Consider the following 19,581-nt stretch of genomic DNA (forward strand, 5'->3'; position numbering starts at 1 on the left):
ATTCCTCCAATAAAAGCTGTGTCATTTCGCTTTTATTGGAGGAACCCTCTATAAATCGATAAATCACAGAGTTGAGGTGCAGAATGAATAAGCAAGAGAATATTGCAAAAATTTACCCGTTAACCCCATTGCAAGAGGGTATGTTGTTTCATGCTGTCAAAGATACGGACAGCAGCGCCTACTGCCTGCAGATGTCCGCAAAGCTCCAAGGTGATTTTCACCTGCCCATTTTTGAAGAGAGCATGAACAAGCTCGTAGAGAACAATGAGGTTTTGCGCACTGTGTTTGTTTATCAAAATCTGCAGCGACCTCGACAGGTTGTTTTTAAAGAGAGAAAAGTTACCGTTCATTTCGAAAACATTGCGCATTTGCCAATAGATGATCAGAACGAATACATAAAAGCGTATACCAGCCAGCATCATACATTTGAGCTGACGAAAGACGTCTTGATGAAAGCAGCCATTTTCCAAACGGGGGAGAACCAATATCAGTTCGTTTGGGCATTCCACCATATCATCGTCGACGGTTGGTCTTTGGGCGTGTTGCTCCATAAGCTACTCGGGTACTATGCCGCAATTCGTAAAGGCGAGGCTGTTTCGCGGGAAGCGACCAAACCATACAGCGAATACATCAAATGGCTGGATAAGCAAAACAAAGAAGAAGCACTTACTTACTGGCAGAACTATCTGGAAGGCTATGACCATCAGGCTGATTTCCCTAAAAAGAAGAATGTAGCGGAAGATGGCCATTATGTCCATGTGGAGAATCTTTTCACCGTCGCACCTGAGAAGACTCAGCAGCTGATGCAGATTGCCAATCAGAATCAGGCTACGATGAGCAGCGTGTTTCAATCTCTTTGGGGTATTTTGGCGAGCAAGTACAAAAATTCGGACGATGTGGTATTTGGTTCGGTTGTGTCAGGTCGTCCGCCAGGGATCCAGGGGATTGAGAGCATGGTTGGATTGTTCATTAACACGATTCCAACCCGCGTGCAAACGAATAAAAAACTAACCTTTAGTGGGCTGCTAAAAACAGTTCAGAAGCAAGCCTTGGCTTCTGCTTCGTATGATTTCGCTCCGCTGTACGAAATTCAGAGCAAGACGGTACTGAAGCAGGAGTTAATCGATCATTTGGTAACGTATGAAAATTACCCGGATAGTGGTTTGAATGATCTCGAGGATTCCTTAGGCTTTCAATTCAACGTGGAAAATGGGGAAGAACAGACCTCCTATGATTTTAACGTTGTAGTCGCGGTTGCACCTTCGAATGAGATGTATGTGAAGTTGAGCTATAATGCAGCGGTTTATGAGGAGTCATTCATGAACCGAGTAGAAGGGCACTTGAAAACGATCATAGAGCAGGTCATTCACAATCCGAATGTACTGCTTGAAGATATCGGAATCATCACGGATGAGGAAAAACAGCAATTGCTGGTAGCGTATAACGACACGACCGCCGATTATCCAAGCGACAAAATGATTTTCGAGCTGATCGCGGAGCAAGCAAGACAGACGCCTTCGAAAGTTGCGGTTGTTTGCGGTGAAGATCGCTTTACTTATCGGGAGCTTCAGGAGCGTTCCAACCAGTTGGCCAGAGCTCTGCGTGGGAAAGGAATTACCCAAGGCAGTATCGTCTCCATTATGGCGGAGCATTCACTCGAGTTAATCGTGGCTATTATGGCAGTTCTAAAATCAGGCGGCGCCTATTTGCCGATTGATCCCGAGTATCCGATAGAGAGAATTCAGTATTTACTGGATGACAGTCAGACGACGATTCTCTTGACACAGTCTCATCTTCAAGAAAAAGTCGAGTTTGAAGGTGACATCCTCTACCTAGACAATCCTTCCATGTTTGAAGGAGACAGTACAGATCTTGACACAGCATGCACACCGGACGATTTGGCGTACATGATTTATACTTCCGGGTCCACGGGGAATCCAAAAGGCGCGATGATTACCCACCGAGGTCTAGTCAATTACATATGGTGGGCTAACAAGGAGTATGTCCAAGGGGAAGCTGTAGACTTTCCGCTATACTCTTCCATTTCGTTTGATTTGACTGTCACCTCGATCTTCACGCCGCTTCTGTCAGGCAATACGATCTATGTCTACAGGGGAACAGATAAAGTACAGGTCATTTTAGACATCATCCAAGATAATCAAGTGGGAATCATCAAGCTGACGCCAACACATTTGAAGCTGATTGAAGAAATAGATGGAACAAACAGCAGCATCCGACGCTTTATTGTCGGTGGTGAGAACTTGCCAACCCAATTGGCGAAGAGAATCTATGAGAACTTTGGACAGAATGTCAAGATTTTCAATGAGTATGGACCTACCGAAACGGTTGTGGGCTGCATGATTTATTTGTATGACCCTAAAAAAACCATCCAAGAATCGGTACCAATCGGAGTCCCTGCAGACAACGTCCAGCTTTATTTGCTCGATTCCTCTATGCAGCCAATACCCGTTGGCTCCATTGGCGAGATGTATATATCTGGAGATGGCGTAGCCAAAGGATATTTTAATAGACCAGATCTGACTCAGGAAAAGTTCATCGATAATCCGTTCCGTCCGGGGACCAAAATGTATCGAACAGGCGATCTGGCGAAATGGCTGCCCGACGGCAATATGGAATACTTGGGAAGAATCGACCATCAAGTCAAAATTCGTGGGCATAGGATTGAGATGGGCGAAATTGAGACGCGTTTGACGCAGCATGAATGGATCAAGGAAGCCGTCGTCATTGCTGAGAAGGATGACAGTGGTCAAAATGTGCTGTATGCCTACATTGTTTCCGAGCAGGAGTTGACCGTATCGGAATTGAGAGAGCATCTGGGAAGTACACTTCCTTCCTACATGATCCCGTCCTTCTTTGTCCGTTTGGAGGAAATTCCGCTGACAGCCAATGGAAAAGTAGAGCGGAAGAAATTGCCGAAGCCTGACGGTGCAGTTGTAACGGGAACAGCGTACGTTGCTCCTCAGAATGAAACGGAAACAAAATTGGCTGAAATTTGGCAGCAGGCCCTGGGGGTTAGCCGAGTAGGCGTTCACGATCATTTCTTTGATTTGGGCGGACATTCACTGAAGGCTATGACAGTCATCTTTCAAGTCTCTAAAGCGTTGGAAGTGGATTTGCCAGTAAAGGCACTGTTCGAGAATCCGACCGTATCTCAGCTCGCTGCTTTTATCTCGAAATCGGGGAAAAGCAAGTACACAGCCATTCAACCGGTTGAGGTAAAAGAATTTTATCCCGTATCTTCTGCTCAAAAAAGAATGTACATCCTTCAGCAATTTGAAGGAAGTGGCATCAGCTATAACATTTCGGGAGCAATGTTGCTGGAAGGAAAGCTGGATTACAATCGTTTTGCTAGCACGGTCCAACGACTGGCGGAGCGCCATGAAGCCTTGCGCACCTCCTTCCACCGTATCGATGGTGAGCCTGTACAAAAAGTGCATGATGAGGTAGAAGTACCAACCCTGATGCTGAAGTCAACGGAAGACCAGGCGGAGCAGATCATGCGCGATTTTGTCCGTCCATTTGATCTCGGAACCGCTCCGTTGATTCGAACAGGCTTGGTCAAGTTGGGCAAAGACCGTCATTTGTTCCTGCTCGACATGCACCATATCATCTCGGACGGTGTTTCATCCCAAATTTTGCTGAGTGAATTTGCCAAGTTGTACCAAGGGGAAGCCTTGCAGCCTCTTCCTCTCCAATACAAGGATTTCGCTGCCTGGCAAAATGAGCTGTTCCAGACGGACGTGTACAAGAAGCAGGAGCTCCACTGGTTGAATACGTTTGCTGATGAAATTCCTTTGCTCAATCTGCCGACTGATTATCCGCGTCCAACCATTCAAAGCTTTGAAGGGGATCTTGTTCTTTTTGATACAGGAAAAGAATTGACCGAGCGTTTGCGCAAGGTAGCAGCAGATACGGGTACAACCCTGTATATGGTCTTGCTCGCGGCTTACCATGTACTGCTGTCTAAGTATTCCGGCCAAGAGGATATCATTGTGGGTACGCCTGTCGCTGGTCGTTCTCATGCCGATGTGGAAAACATCATGGGGATCTTTGTGAATACGTTGGCGATGAGAAATCATCCTGCGAGCGACAAAACCTTTACCCACTTCTTGCAAGAAGTGAAACAAAATGCGCTAGCGGCCTATGACAATCAGGATTATCCATTTGAAGAGCTGGTGGAAAAGCTGGCCATTCAACGTGACATTAGCCGAAATCCTTTGTTTGACACCATGTTTTCTTTAGAAAATGCGAATCAGCAATCGCTGGAAATCGAGCAACTGACAGCAGCTCCGTATGAGATATTTAACAAAATTTCAAAGTTCGATCTTGCTTTGAATGCGAGTGAATCGCAATCTGACATTCAATTCCAATTCGCATTTGGAACGAAGCTATTCAAGAAAGAAACCATCCAAAGAATGGCCCATCATTATCTGGAAATCCTGCGTACCCTTAGTGCACAACCGAATGCCAAGTTAGCAGAAATCGACATGATGACAGAAGCAGAAAAACGTGCTCTCATGCTGAATGTCAACGATACTTTTGTCGAACGTTCCGCTGATCAGGTTTTGCACCAATTGTTTGAAGAGCAAGTATTGCTTACGCCAGATCAAGTAGCTGTAGCCTATGACGGATACACCTTGACCTATCGACAGTTGAACGCCCGAGCCAATCAAGTAGCTCGTTTGCTGCGGAGTAAAGGAACGCAACCAGATACGTTGATCGGAATTATGGTAGACCGTTCTATCGGGATGGTTGTGAGCATGTTGGCCGTGTTAAAAGCAGGTGGCGCGTATACGCCAATTGATCCTACTTACCCGCCAGAAAGAATCCAATACATGCTCAGCGACAGCAAAGCTCCGATTCTACTGACACAGCGTCATTTGAAAGAAACAGTAGAGTATGCAGGAGAAATCATCGACGTAGATGATGAAGCGATTTATGCAGGTGACGACACCAATCTTGACCATGTCTCTGGCCGGGATGACTTGGCCTATGTCATCTATACATCTGGATCGACCGGAAATCCCAAAGGGGTTATGATCGCGCATCAAGCGATTTGCAATCACATGCTTTGGATGAAGAATGCCTTCCCACTGACTACAGAGGATGCTGTCTTGCAAAAAACGCCGTTTTCCTTCGATGCTTCCGTATGGGAATTTTATTTGCCACTGATCACAGGGGGACGCCTGGTCCTTGCAAAGCCAGACGGACATCGTGACATCGAGTACATGACTCGCATGATCAGTGAGGAGAAGATCACGACATTACAGATGGTTCCTTCCTTGCTGGACCTGATCATGACCGAACCGGCATGGAGCTCTTGCACGAGCTTGCAACGCGTTTTCTGCGGTGGAGAAGCATTGACACCTGCACTTGTTTCGCGCTTTTACGAGACTCAAACGGCACAGTTGATTAACCTCTATGGCCCAACTGAGTCCACGATTGATGCGACATACTGGATTTGCCCTCGTTTGCCGGAGTATGGAGTGATTCCCATTGGCAAACCGATTGATAACGTCCGTTTGTACGTCGTAAATGCGAGCAACCAGCTCCAGCCTGTAGGGGTTGCAGGGGAACTGTGCATTGCTGGCGATGGTTTGGCCCGCGGCTACTGGAATCGTGAAGAACTGACAGCAGCCAGCTTCATTGACAATCCGTTTGAACCGGATAGCAGGATGTACCGTACTGGCGACATGGTCAGGTACCTAGCCTGCGGCAACGTGGAATATCTCGGACGCATCGACCATCAGGTCAAAATCAGAGGCCACCGGATCGAACTGGGTGAGATCGAAGCAAGGCTTTTGCAGCATGAATGGATAAAAACGGCCATTGTCCTTGCTCGTCCAGATGAAAAAGGGCAAAACAACTTGTACGCCTATATCGTTTCCGATCAGGAAATCAAGACAGCCGACCTGAGAGCTTACATGGCTTCCCATTTGCCATCTTATATGGTTCCTTCTTATTTTGTTTATTTGGAGAAGCTGCCGCTCACGGCAAATGGCAAGGTAGATCGCAAAGCATTGCCTCAACCTGAGGGAGCATCTTCATCTGAAACCGTGTATGTAGCGCCGCGCAATGAAGTGGAAGCCACGCTCGCAGATATTTGGCAAAGTGTACTTGGCGTGAACGAAATCGGGATCCACGATCATTTCTTCGAGTTGGGCGGACACTCTTTGAAGGCGATGAACGTCATCTCTTTGATCCATCGCACCCTTCAAGTAGATGTGCCGTTGAAAACACTGTTTGAATCGCCTACGATCGCTGACTTGTCGTTATACATCGCGACTGCTAGCAAAGGCAAGTATACGACGATTGAACCTGTCCAAAAGCAGGAGTATTACTCGGTGTCTTCTGCACAAAAGAGAATGTTTATTCTCCGACAAATGGAAGGTGCAGGCATCAGCTACAACATGCCGGGCATCCTGTACATCGATGGCAAGCTGGATACAGCGCGTTTGCAGCAAGCGCTCAAGAGTCTGGTGAGACGTCATGAATCTCTGCGTACCTCGTTCCACTCCATGAAAGGAGAGACTGTTCAGCGTGTACATGAAGATGTCGAGCTGGAAATCTCGTTGATGGAGTCAACAGAGGGAGAGCTTAAACAAATCGTCGAGCAATTTATTCAACCGTTTGATTTGGAAAAAGCTCCTCTGATTCGCGCTGGACTGGTCAAACTGAATCCGGAACGCCATCTTTTCATGCTGGATTTGCACCATATTGTGGTGGATGGTGTATCTATTGGCATTCTTGTTCAAGAGCTTGCTCAGCTTTACCACGGGGAAGAGCTGCCAGAACTGAGCATTCAGTACAAGGACTTTGCCCATTGGCAGAATCAATGGTTCGAGAGAGAAGAGTTTGCTGCGCAGGAAGCCTATTGGATCGATACTTTTACGGGAGAAATTCCTGTATTGAATCTTGCAACGGATTATCCGAGACCTACTGTGAAAAGCTTCGAGGGTGAGCGATTTGTTTTCAGCTCTGGTGCCCTTTTGAAAAAAGAATTGAATCGACTTGCCCATGGTACAGGAGCTACGCTCTACATGGTTCTCTTGGCTGCCTACAATGTACTTCTCTCCAAATACGCTGGACAAGAGGACATTATTGTCGGTGCGCCTACTGCTGGCAGGTCCCATGCAGAAACGGATTCGATCATCGGTATGTTTGTCAATACACTGGCTTTGCGAAACGAGCCTGTGGGGGATAAGACCTTCCTTAGCTTTTTGGCAGAAGTGAAAAACAATACGCTGAAAGCCTTTGAGAATCAGGATTACCCACTGGATGAGCTGATCGATAAGCTGAACATTCAACGGGATCTGAGCCGCAATCCTTTGTTTGACACCGTATTTATCTTGCAAAATATGGATCAAAAGCCGTTCGAAATGGAGCAACTGACGTTTACACCTTATATGGCAGAAGTGAATCAGGCCAAGTTTGATCTGTCATTAGAGGCGTATGAAGAAGATGAGGAGATTGTCTTTAGTCTTGATTACTGCACCAAATTGTTTACACGAAAAACGATTGAAAAAATAGCGGCACATTTCATCCGAATCCTTCATGCCGTTATTGAGCAACAAGCCATTACCTTGTCTGAAATCACGATGCTTTCCGATGAAGAAAAGCATCGCTTGTTAGTAGAATTCAACCATACGCATAAGGAATATCCGCAGAACAAGACACTCCATGAGCTATTTGAAGAGCAAGTGGAAAAAACACCACAGGTTGCTGCGGTGGAAATCGGCGATAAGCAGATGTCCTATCACGAATTGAATGAGCGAGCAAATCAGCTTGCCGTTACCTTGCGTGAACGGGGAGTAAAGGCTAACCAGTTCGTAGGAATCATGGCAAACCGTTCTGTGGAAATGGTTGTGGGAATCATGGCCATTTTGAAAGCAGGTGGAGCCTACGTGCCGATCGATCCTGAATATCCGGAAGATCGTGTAGCCTACATGCTGGAGGATTGCGAAGCCCGTCTCGTGCTTACCCAAAAACATCTTGGAGCTAAGCTAGCTTCTAGTGTGAGCGTGGAATGCTTGTACCTGGAGGAGGAGAAGAACTATTCTCCCAATCGTTCGAATCTCGAGCCGATTCAAACCACTTCCGATTTGGCTTATGTCATCTATACATCAGGGACAACAGGCAAGCCAAAAGGAGTAATGATCGAGCATCGTGGCATTGTCAACAGCGTGTTGTGGAAGAAAGAGGAGTATCAGTTTAGCGTCGATGATAGAAGTCTGGTGCCCCTATCCTTTGCGTTTGATGCCTTTGTTCTTTCCTTCTTTACACCGATCCTTTCAGGTTCAACAGTCGTCTTGGCGGAGGATGATGAAGCCAAAGACCCTGTATCTCTCAGAAACCTCATTGCAGCTGCGAGATGCACCCAAATGACATGCGTGCCAAGTTTGTTCCAAGCTATATTGGAATGCAGTTCTGCTGCGGATATCAGTTCTCTACAAACAGTCACACTTGGGGGCGAAAAAGTATCTGCTCAGCTCGTTGAGAAGAGCAATCAGCACAATCCGCAATTGGTCATCGTCAATGAATACGGTCCGACTGAAAGCAGCGTCGTCGCCACCTGGCAGCGAATTTCGCAACTGGATTCTGCGATAACGATCGGACGTCCCATTGCTAATACCAGCATCTATATCGTGGACAAATTCCATCAGCTACAGCCAATCGGCGTCGTCGGGGAAATTTGCATCGGTGGCCACGGTTTGGCACGTGGATATTGGAACAAGCCGGAACTCACAGCAGAGAAGTTCGTTTCCCATCCTTATTTGGAAGGCGATCGCATGTACAAGACTGGCGATCTAGGAAAGTGGCTCCCTGACGGAACGATTGAATTTGTCGGTCGCTTGGATGAACAGGTAAAAGTAAGGGGATATCGGATTGAAATCGGCGAGATTGAGTCGGTTATGCTCTCCTTTGAAAAGCTGACTTCGGCAGTTGTGATTGTCCATGAGGACCAACAGGGCCAATCGTCGCTTGCTGCTTATTACACGGCAGAAGAAAAGCTTGAAGTCTCGAGTCTGTGGTCGTATCTGTCTCAAAGCTTGCCGTCTTACATGATTCCTGCGCACTTGGTCCAGCTCGATCTTCTCCCGCTTACGCCTAATGGAAAGATCGACAGGAAAGCCTTGCCAAAACCAGAAGGCAGACCTGTAACGGGAGCAGAATATGTGGCTCCAGCAAGTCCTGTGGAAAGCAGTCTGGTAGAGATTTGGGAACGTGTGCTTGGGGTAAACGACATTGGTGTTCTCGACAACTTCTTCCAGCTAGGTGGGCATTCCTTGAAAGCCATGTCGCTCGCCGCACAGATCCATCGAGAGTATCAAGTCGAGGTTCCACTCAGAGTACTCTTTGCGACACCTACCATCCAGGCATTGGCCCAGTATATCGAGACAAGTGGAAAAGACACACATGTACCGATTCAGCCTGTACCGTTGCAAGTGTATTATCCTGTTTCCTCTGCACAAAAAAGGATGTTTGTCCTGCGCCAGTTTGAAGGCACCGGCACAGTCTATAACATGCCAAGCGTGATGTATATCGAAGGCGATCTGGATCGTGCACGCTTTGAAACCGCGATACATGGGCTAGTTAATCGACACGAATCGTTGCGAACATCCTTCCACACAGTGAATGGCGAGCCTGTTCAGCGTGTACATGAGGCAGTCGAACTGGATGTGCGCTATGAGGATTTGACGGAAGACCAAGTCGAGCAAACCATCGAATCATTTGTGCAAGCATTTGATCTGGGGAAGGCTCCGTTGTTGAGGGTCGGACTCTTCTGCTTGGGAGAGAAGCGGCATCTCTTCCTGATGGATATGCATCACATCATTTCGGATGGAGTCTCTGTCGGAATCATCATGGAAGAATTCTCGAAGCTGTATCGGAACGAAAATTTGCCAGAGCTTGCTGTTCAATACAAAGATTTTGCTGTCTGGCAGACTGAGCTGTTCCAAACAGACATCTATACAAAGCACGAGAACTACTGGTTGAAGTCCTTCGCGGGTGACATTCCGGTACTGAATCTGCCTGCCGATTATTCTCGTCCGATGGTTCAAAGCTTTGAGGGAGATTGCATTTCGTTCCAAACAGACAAAACGCTGATGGACGATTTATACAAGCTCGCTCATGAGAACCAAACCACGCTGTTTATGGTCTTGCTAGCGGCTTACAATGTGCTCCTTTCCAAATACAGCGGCCAAGAAGACATCGTAGTGGGAACGCCGATCGCTGGCAGATCTCATGCGGATGTAGAAAAAGTCTTGGGGATGTTTGTCAATACATTGGCTTTGCGTAACTACCCTGACGGAACGAAATCGTTCCAGGCATTTTTGGAAGATGTCAAACAGAATACGCTGCAAGCATACGCCCACCAGGATTATCCGTTTGAAGCACTGGTCGAAAAACTGGAAATCCAGAGGGATCTCAGCAGAAACCCGCTGTTTGACACCATGTTTATTTTGCAAAACCTGGACAAAAAAGCTTATGAGCTGGATGGGCTGAAATTTGAAGCCTACTCCGGAGATGGGCAGCAAGGCAACGCTAAATTCGATCTCACACTGGAAGCGCATGAAGATGAGACAGGAATTCATTTTGGTCTCGTGTACTCCACGAAATTGTTCCAAAGAGACACGATTGAAAGAATGGCAGGTCATTTCCTCCAGGTGCTGCGAGGAGTCATTGCAGACCAAACATCGGCGTTGCGTCAAATCAACTTGCTCGGTGAGGAAGAAAAACACCTTGTAACTGTTGCATTCAACAATACGTTTGCCGCATATCCTCGCGAAGGCACGATTCAAGAGCTGTTCGAGGAGCAAGTGGAAAGAACGCCCGAGCATACTGCAGTTGTGATGAACGAACAGATGCTGACGTATCGGGAGCTGAATCAAAAAGCGAATCAGATCGCAAGTGCTCTTCGCCGTGAGGAAATCGGGAAGGATTCCGTGGTCGGACTGATCGCAGATCGTTCTCTCGAGATGATCACAGGCATAATGGGGATCATCAAAGCGGGAGGCGCCTATCTGGGGATTGATCCAGAGCATCCATCCGAGCGCATTTCTTACATGCTTGAAGATGGCGGTGTGAAGGTTGTCCTTGTTCAAAGACATCTGTTGCATCTCGTCGAAGAAGGTCTCATTCCAATCATTTTGGAAGACGAGAGCCTGGAGAAAGAAGATGCCAGCAACCTAGCTAATTTCAATGATGCCAAAGACTTGGCCTATGTGATGTACACGTCGGGTTCAACGGGCAAACCAAAAGGGGTCATGGTCGAGCATCGCAATGTCACCCGATTGGTGAAAAATACGAATTACGTTCAAGTACGCGAAGAAGATCGCATGATTCAAACGGGCGCTATTGGCTTCGACGCCATGACGTTTGAGATTTTCGGAGCTCTGTTGCATGGTGCTAGCTTGTTCCTGGTTACCAAGGATGTTCTGTTGGATGCGGAGAAGCTAGGCAGCTTCCTGCGAGAGAATCGGATTACAACGATGTGGTTAACTTCACCACTGTTTAACCAGCTTTCGCAAGATAACCCGGAGATGTTTGATGGCTTGCGTGCGTTAATCGTCGGTGGCGAAGCACTGTCTCCGAGACACATCAACAAAGTTAACAGCGCCCATCCCGCTCTGGAAATTTGGAACGGATATGGCCCGACAGAGAACACTACTTTCTCTACATGCTATTTGATTGAGAAGGAATTCGAAGACAATATTCCGATTGGGAAGCCGATCACGAACTCCACTACGTATATCGTGGATCGCTACAATCAGCCGCAGCCAATTGGGGTGCCGGGTGAATTGTGCGTAGGTGGAGACGGGGTAGCCAGAGGTTATTTGAACAAGCCAGAATTGACTGCCGAGAAGTTTGTTCCGAATCCGTTTGTTTCTGGTGAAAACATGTACCGCACAGGGGATTTGGCGAGATGGAAGGCGGATGGAACAATTGAGTATTTGGGACGTATCGACCAACAGGTAAAGATCAGAGGCTATCGGATCGAGCTTGGGGAAATCGAGACCGTTCTCACCAATCTGGCAAAGGTAAAAGAAGCTGTCGTTACGGTGATGGATGATACGAACGGCCAAAAAGCTCTCTGCGCTTACTTTGTTCCAGAAACGGAACTCGACGCAGCAGAGTTGAGAGAAGCGATTTCCAAAGAATTGCCAGGCTACATGGTGCCAGCCTTCTATGTCCAAATGGATAAACTGCCTTTGACTGCAAACGGAAAGCTCGATCGAAGAGCATTGCCGGAACCAACTGGTGATCGGGTTCAAAGCTCCACATATGTCGCTCCACAAAATGCGACTGAGACGAAGCTGGCTGAAATTTGGCAAGAGGTACTGGGTATTCATGCGATAGGTATTCACGACAACTTCTTTGAACTGGGCGGACATTCCCTGAAAGCCATGAATGTGATCACGCAGGTGCACAAAGCATTTCAGGTTGAGCTTCCGTTAAAAGCACTGTTTGAATCTCCTACGATCCATGAACTGGCTGGGTATATCACCACGAGTGAGATTGAACAGTTCGAGACCATTGAACCAGTAGAGCAAGCAGATTATTATCCAGTCTCGTTCGCACAAAAAAGAATGTACATCCTGCATGAGTTTGAAGGAAGCGGGATTAGCTACAACGTGCCAAATGTGCTGATAATAGATGGCCATCTGGATTACGAACGCTTTGAACATGCGATTCGAACACTGGTAAAACGACACGAATCCTTGCGAACATCCTTCCATTCGATAAACGGGGAACCCGTACAACGAGTACATGAGGATGTCGCACTTCTCATCGGTATTTCCGAGGCGACAGAAGACCAAGTAGAGCAACGCATTCAGGAGTTGGTCCAGCCGTTTGATCTGGAAGTGGCTCCGTTGTTCCGGGTTGACTTGATCAAACTGGGAGCAGAACGACATTTGTTCTTCATGGATATGCACCACATTATCTCGGATGGTGTATCGCTTGCAGTCATCGCCAAGGAGTTTGCGAGCTTGTACGAAGAAAAGCAGCTCCCTGACATGCGCATTCAGTATAAAGATTTTGCTGCTTGGCAAACAAAACTGTCCCAGTCTGAGCGTTTCCAAAAACAGGAGGATTATTGGGCGAATGTCTTTGCAGGGGAGATCCCGTTACTCAACTTGCCAAATGACTTCCCAAGACCTACTGTTCAAAGCTTCGAAGGCGACACAGTAGCGATCGGTACAGGAAATGAATTGCTTGTGGAATTAAGACAACTCGCTGCAAATACAGGCTCCACACTGTTCATGGTGCTTTTGGCAGCCTACAATGTGCTGCTGTCCAAATACGCAGGACAGGAAGAAATTGTAGTCGGCACACCGATTGCAGGTCGATCCCACGCAGATGTGGAACGAATCGTCGGCATGTTCGTCAACACGCTTGCTTTGAAAAATGTGGCAGGAGGCAACCTGACCTTCCGCGAGTTTTTGGGTGACGTGAGACAAAATGCGCTACATGCGTTTGAACATCAGGATTATCCGTTTGAACATCTCGTAGATAAGCTGCAAGTGCGGCGCGATCTAAGCCGAAATCCACTGTTCGATACGATGTTCAGTCTGGGGCTTGCGGACTCATCTGCATTAGAAATTGCAGGACTCAACATGTCTCCTTACCCGGTAGATGGAAATATCGCGAAATTCGATATCGCTTTGGATGCGATGGAACAACAGGATGAGCTTCTCGTGCAGTTCAGCTATTGCACGAAGTTGTTTGCAAAAGAATCGATTGATCGCATGGCAACTCATTACGTCAACCTCCTAAAGACGATCATCGCGAATCCAGATAGCAAGCTGGCAGAGTTCAGTGTTTTGTCAAAAGATGAGATGGAACAAATGCTGCATGATTTCAATGCAACAAAAGCCGCTTATCCAACGAATAAAACATTCCAGGAGCTATTCGAAGAGCAGGTCGAAAAAACACCGAACCAGGTAGCTGTCATCTTCGAGGATGAACAGCTAACGTATCGGGAGTTAAATGAAAAAGCAAACCAGCTCGCACGTGTTTTGCGCCAAAAGGGAGTCAAGCCAGAGAGCACGGTCGGCATCATGGTAGACCGCTCGTTGCACATGGTAGTAGGGACGCTAGGTATTTTGAAGGCCGGCGGCGCCTACGTTCCGATTGATCCAGACTATCCATTGGAGCGTCAAGCATTCATTTTGGAAGATAGCGATGCGAAGCTGTTCCTTACCTTGCAAAAGTTGAATACGCAGCTTGCTTTCCCTCACGAGACTCTCTATCTGGATGCAGAGGGGCTGTATCAGGGAGAAGCGAGCAATCTAGAGCCTGTGGCACTGCCGGAACACGCGGCTTACATCATTTATACTTCTGGTACGACTGGCAAGCCAAAAGGGGTCGTGATCGAACACCGGAGCTATGCGAATGTCGCGTTTGCCTGGCAGGATGAGTATCACTTGGACACCTTCCCGGTTCGCTTGCTGCAAATGGCGAGCTTCGCCTTCGACGTATCGACTGGCGATTTTGCCAGAGCATTGCTCACAGGAGGGCAGCTGGTCATTTGCCCGAATGAGGTTAAAATGGACCCTGCTTCCTTGTACGAAATTATCAAGCGGTATGAAATCACTATTTTCGAAGCGACACCAGCTTTGATCATGCCATTGATGCATTACATTTACGAAAACAAGCTCGACATCAGTCAGATGCAGCTCCTGATTCTCGGAGCAGACAGTTGTCCAGCAGAAGACTTCAAGACCTTGCTCACGAGATTCAGCCATTCGTTACGCATTGTTAACAGTTATGGGGTAACAGAGGCGTGCATCGATTCCAGCTATTACGAAGAAACCGATGTCTCATCCATTCGCTCGGGAACGGTACCGATCGGAAAACCGCTGCCGAATATGCAGATGTATGTGATGGATCAACAATTGAATCTTCAGCCTGTTGGAGTCGTGGGTGAGTTGTGCATCGGTGGAGCAGGGGTCGCTCGCGGATATTTGAACAGACCTGATCTAACACTGGAGAAGTTCGTACCGAATCCTTTCGCGCCAGGTGAGCTGCTGTATCGTTCGGGTGATTTGGCGAAGTGGCGCGCGGATGGCAATGTGGAATTCTTGGGTCGTAACGATCATCAAGTGAAAATCAGGGGTGTCCGTATCGAGCTGGGCGAAATCGAGACACAGCTACGCAAGCTGGACGGAATCTTGGAAGCAGTTGTCATCGCAAGAGAGGATCACAGACAAGAAAAGTATTTATGCGCGTACATGGTGGCAGAGCACGAGATCGACACAGCACAAATACGCCAGGAATTGCTAAAAGATTTGCCTCAAGCGATGATTCCATCGTATTTCGTAACGCTTGAAGCGCTGCCTCTAACCGCAAATGGGAAGATCGACAGACGTTCCTTGCCGGCGCCAGATGTATCCATGCTTAGAACGACGGAGTATGTAGCACCTCGTACGGAGTTGGAAGCGCAATTGGCCCGCGTATGGGAGCAAGTGCTGAATATGGAGCAAGTAGGGATTCTGGATGATTTCTTTGCAATTGGCGGTCACTCCCTGCGTGCGATGAGTGTGATTTCGAGCATGCATAACGAATATCAAGTCGATATTCCGCTTCGTGTTTTGTTCGAAAAACCGACGATTCAACAGTTGGCTGCACACATCGAAGAGACAGCAAGAGGATATGTCCTTTCGATTCAACCAGCACCTGCGCAAGAGTATTATCCTGTTTCATCGGCTCAAAAGCGCATGTATATCCTCCATCAATTTGAGGGAGTCGGCATCAGCTACAATATGCCTTCGACCATGCTGATCGAAGGGAAGCTGGAACCGGAACGATTAGAGACAGCGTTCAAGCAGCTGATAGAGCGACATGAGAGTCTTCGTACGTCTTTTGCCGTTGTAAATGGAGAACCTGTTCAGAAGGTTCACGAGGAAGTTTCTTTTGAAGTTTCGTATACAACGATCACAGAAGACCAGGCACAAGAGGTCCTTTCAACCCTCGTTCAGCCATTCGATCTGGGAGTAGCGCCGTTGCTTCGCGTCCGTCTGCTGCAAATCGGAGAAGATCGTCATGTGCTCTTTACCGACATGCATCATAGCATTTCCGACGGTGTATCTTCTGGTATTCTCCTGACAGATTTAGTGCAGCTGTACCAAGGGGACGTTTTGCCAGAACTGCGAATCCAGTACAAGGACTTCTCCGTATGGCAACAGGAGCTTTTCCAATCCGATGCTTTCAACAAGCAAGAAGAGCACTGGGCACAAGTGTTTGCAGACGAAATTCCAGTACTAAACCTGCAAACGGATTTCACCCGACCAAGCATTCAAAATTTCGCAGGGGATCAGTTTACCATCGGAACGGGTAAACAACTCATGGAAGGCTTGAACCAGCTGGCTCGAGAAACGGGAACGACGCTGTACATGGTGCTCCTTGCGACGTACAACGTACTGCTTTCCAAGTATTCCGGGCAGGAGGACATCATCGTCGGTACGCCGATTACAGGCAGATCCCATGCTGAATTGGAACCAATCGTCGGTATGTTTGTAAACACATTGGCGATGAGAAACAAGCCGCATGCTGGGAAAACATTCACCGAGTTGTTGCTGGAAGTCAAGCAGAATGCACTGGACGCTTACGCTCATCAGGATTATCCGTTTGAGGAGCTGGTGGAAAAACTCGACATTCCTCGAGACTTAAGCAGAAACCCGCTCTTTGACACTATGTTTACTGTGCAGAACAACACGGATGATTCCATCGATTTGCTCGGATTGACACTTGCTCCTTTCATGACTGATCAGGCTGGCAACCATTCCAAATTCGATTTGACGCTGATTGCCACAGAAGAGCGTGAAGAGATTAGCATTGGCGTGGAGTACAGCACGAGCTTGTTTACGAGAGAGACGATTGAACGGTTAAGCAATCACTTCATGGCTATTGCCCAAATCGTTGTGCAAAATCCGCATATCCGCTTGAGTGAAATCGACATGCTCAGAGCGGAGGAGAAACAGCAAATTTTCGAGCATTTCAATGATACATCTGTCAGCTATGTACAAGACAAAACGCTGCATCAATTATTCGAAGAGCAAGTTGCGAAGACGCCAGATCAGGAAGCTATTCTCTTTAACGGTCTGTCACTGACGTACAGCGAGCTCAATGAACGAGCCAACAGACTGGCAAGAGTTCTGCGCACCAAAGGAATTGGACCTGATCGTCTTGTAGCAGTCATGGCGGAGCGTTCACCAGAGATGATCATTGGCATCCTTGGTATTTTAAAGGCAGGCGGTGCGTATGTTCCGATCGATCCGGCGTATCCGCAAGAACGCATTCAGTACTTGCTGGAGGATAGCGACGCAGCACTGCTTCTCTGCCAGTCTCATCTGTCAGAACTATTGTCTCGCGTGTCGAGCGGGCTTGATTGGCTCGATCTGAACGCAGAGCATGATGTCGAGATGGATGGCGCCAATCTCGCATCACTCAATCAACCCACTGATCTCGCCTATGTGATCTATACATCGGGGACGACCGGTAAGCCGAAGGGCGTCATGATTCCACATCAGGGAATCGTCAATTGCTTGCAGTGGAGAAGAGATGAGTATGGATTCGGACCGGGTGACAAGGCGTTGCAGGTATTCTCTTTTGCCTTCGATGGGTTTGTAGCCAGCTTGTTCGCTCCGCTTCTCGGTGGTGCTAGTTGCGTCTTGCCGAGAGAGGAAGAAGCCAAAGATCCAGTAGCGCTGAAAAAGCTGATTGCCTCAACGGGAGTCACACATTATTACGGTGTACCGAGTCTGTTCCAAGCGATTCTGGATTGCTCAACTGCTGCAGATTTCACTCCTCTGCGTTGCGTAACATTGGGAGGCGAGAAACTACCTGCGCAGCTTGTGCAAAAAACGAAAGAAAAACATCCAGCAATCGAGATCAACAATGAATACGGTCCGACCGAAAACAGCGTCGTCACTACCATCTCTCGTTCGATCGAAGCAGGGCAAGACATCACGATTGGGCGACCGCTAGCCAATGTACAGGTTTACATCGTAGATACACAACATCACTTGCAACCGATCGGCGTAGTGGGAGAGCTATGCATCGGAGGACCCGGACTTGCAAGAGGTTATTTGAATAAATCAGAGCTCACACAAGAGAAGTTCGTTCCGAATCCGTTTGTGCCAGGAGAGCTCATGTACAAAACAGGTGACTTGGTGAAATGGCGGACAGATGGCACGATCGATTATATCGGTAGGGCTGACGAACAGGTGAAGGTGAGAGGGTACCGCATCGAGATAGGGGAAATCGAGAGCACCATACTTGCTTACAATGGCATCGATCAAGCAGTGGTGGTTGTGCATGAGGATGACGTAACGGCCGGACAGTATCTTTGCGCGTATCTTGTTCCAGCAGCAGAGGTATCCGTTTCTGAGCTGAGAAGGCATCTGGCGAAGGAACTGCCTGCGTACATGGTTCCAAGCTATTTTGTCCAGTTGGATCAACTGCCGCTTTCGGCCAATGGAAAAGTGGATCGCAAAGCGTTACCGAAGCCACAGTCATCAGATGCGACCACACGTGAGTTCGTGGCACCAAGAACTGCGACTGAGCATCAATTGGCATCCATTTGGCAGGAAGTTTTGGGAATCGAACCGATCGGCATCACTGACCATTTCTTTGAACTGGGTGGACATTCCTTGAAAGCAACGCTGCTGGTTGCAAAGGTGTATGAGTACATGCAGATTGAACTGCCGTTGAACCTCATTTTCCAGCATCCAACCATTGAGAAGGTAGCGGATTTCATCACGAACAAGAACTTTGAGGGCAACTCCGGAAGAGCCATTCTCTTAAATGAAGAGACGGCTAGAAAGGTATTCTGCTTTACGCCAATTGGTGCCCAGAGCGTCTATTACCAGAAGCTTGCTGATGAAATCAAGGGCGTTTCCCTGCACAGCTTTGATTTTATCGAAGAAGACAATCGACTTGAGCAGTACATCGAAGCCATCGTGGCGATTGATCCAAAAGGTCCGTATACGCTCATGGGATATTCATCAGGAGGCAATCTGGCGTTTGATGTTGCAAAAGAACTGGAAAACCAAGGATATGTCGTGACCGACCTCATCTTGTTCGATTCATACTGGAAAGACAAGGTGATGGAAAGGACTCTGGCGGAAACAGAGAGTGACATTGCCCAGTTATTTGCCGAAATTGGAGAAAACATCGAGATGTTCAACATGACACAAGAAGACTTCAATTTGTACGCTGCCAATGAATTCGTCAAGCAAAGCTTCATTCGAAAAACGGTCAGCTACGTCATGCACCACAATCAACTGATCAATACGGGTGCAACGAACGCAGCGATCCATCTCATTCAATCAGAGCTGGAATCGGGCGAGGAAGATCTAGTCGCAGTCAAATGGAATGAAGCCGCTTGGGCACAGGCTACGAAACGACTGATGACGTACGAAGGGTACGGAATCCACTCCAGAATGCTGGGAGGAAATTACGTGTCTATGAATGCCTCCATCCTCCGAGACATCCTGCAAGAGCTGTTCATTCTGAAATAAGGTCGCGGCTTTGTGATGATTCCCCTTGGGAACA

At 47.8% G+C, this 19,581-nt stretch carries 1 protein-coding gene; it reads left to right on the plus strand.

Annotated features, from left to right (window positions below; translation table 11 throughout):
- Positions 1-83: 83 nt before the first annotated feature.
- Positions 84-19,547 carry a tyrocidine non-ribosomal peptide synthetase TycC gene (gene tycC / locus HP398_RS03170; RefSeq protein WP_173621804.1) on the plus strand — a complete coding sequence of 6,488 codons (19,464 nt, stop codon included), beginning with the start codon at positions 84-86 and terminating at the stop codon, positions 19,545-19,547.
- Positions 19,548-19,581: the final 34 nt, after the last annotated feature.

Source organism: Brevibacillus sp. HB1.4B (assembly GCF_013284285.1).
GTDB classification, from domain to species: Bacteria; Bacillota; Bacilli; order Brevibacillales; family Brevibacillaceae; genus Brevibacillus; species Brevibacillus porteri.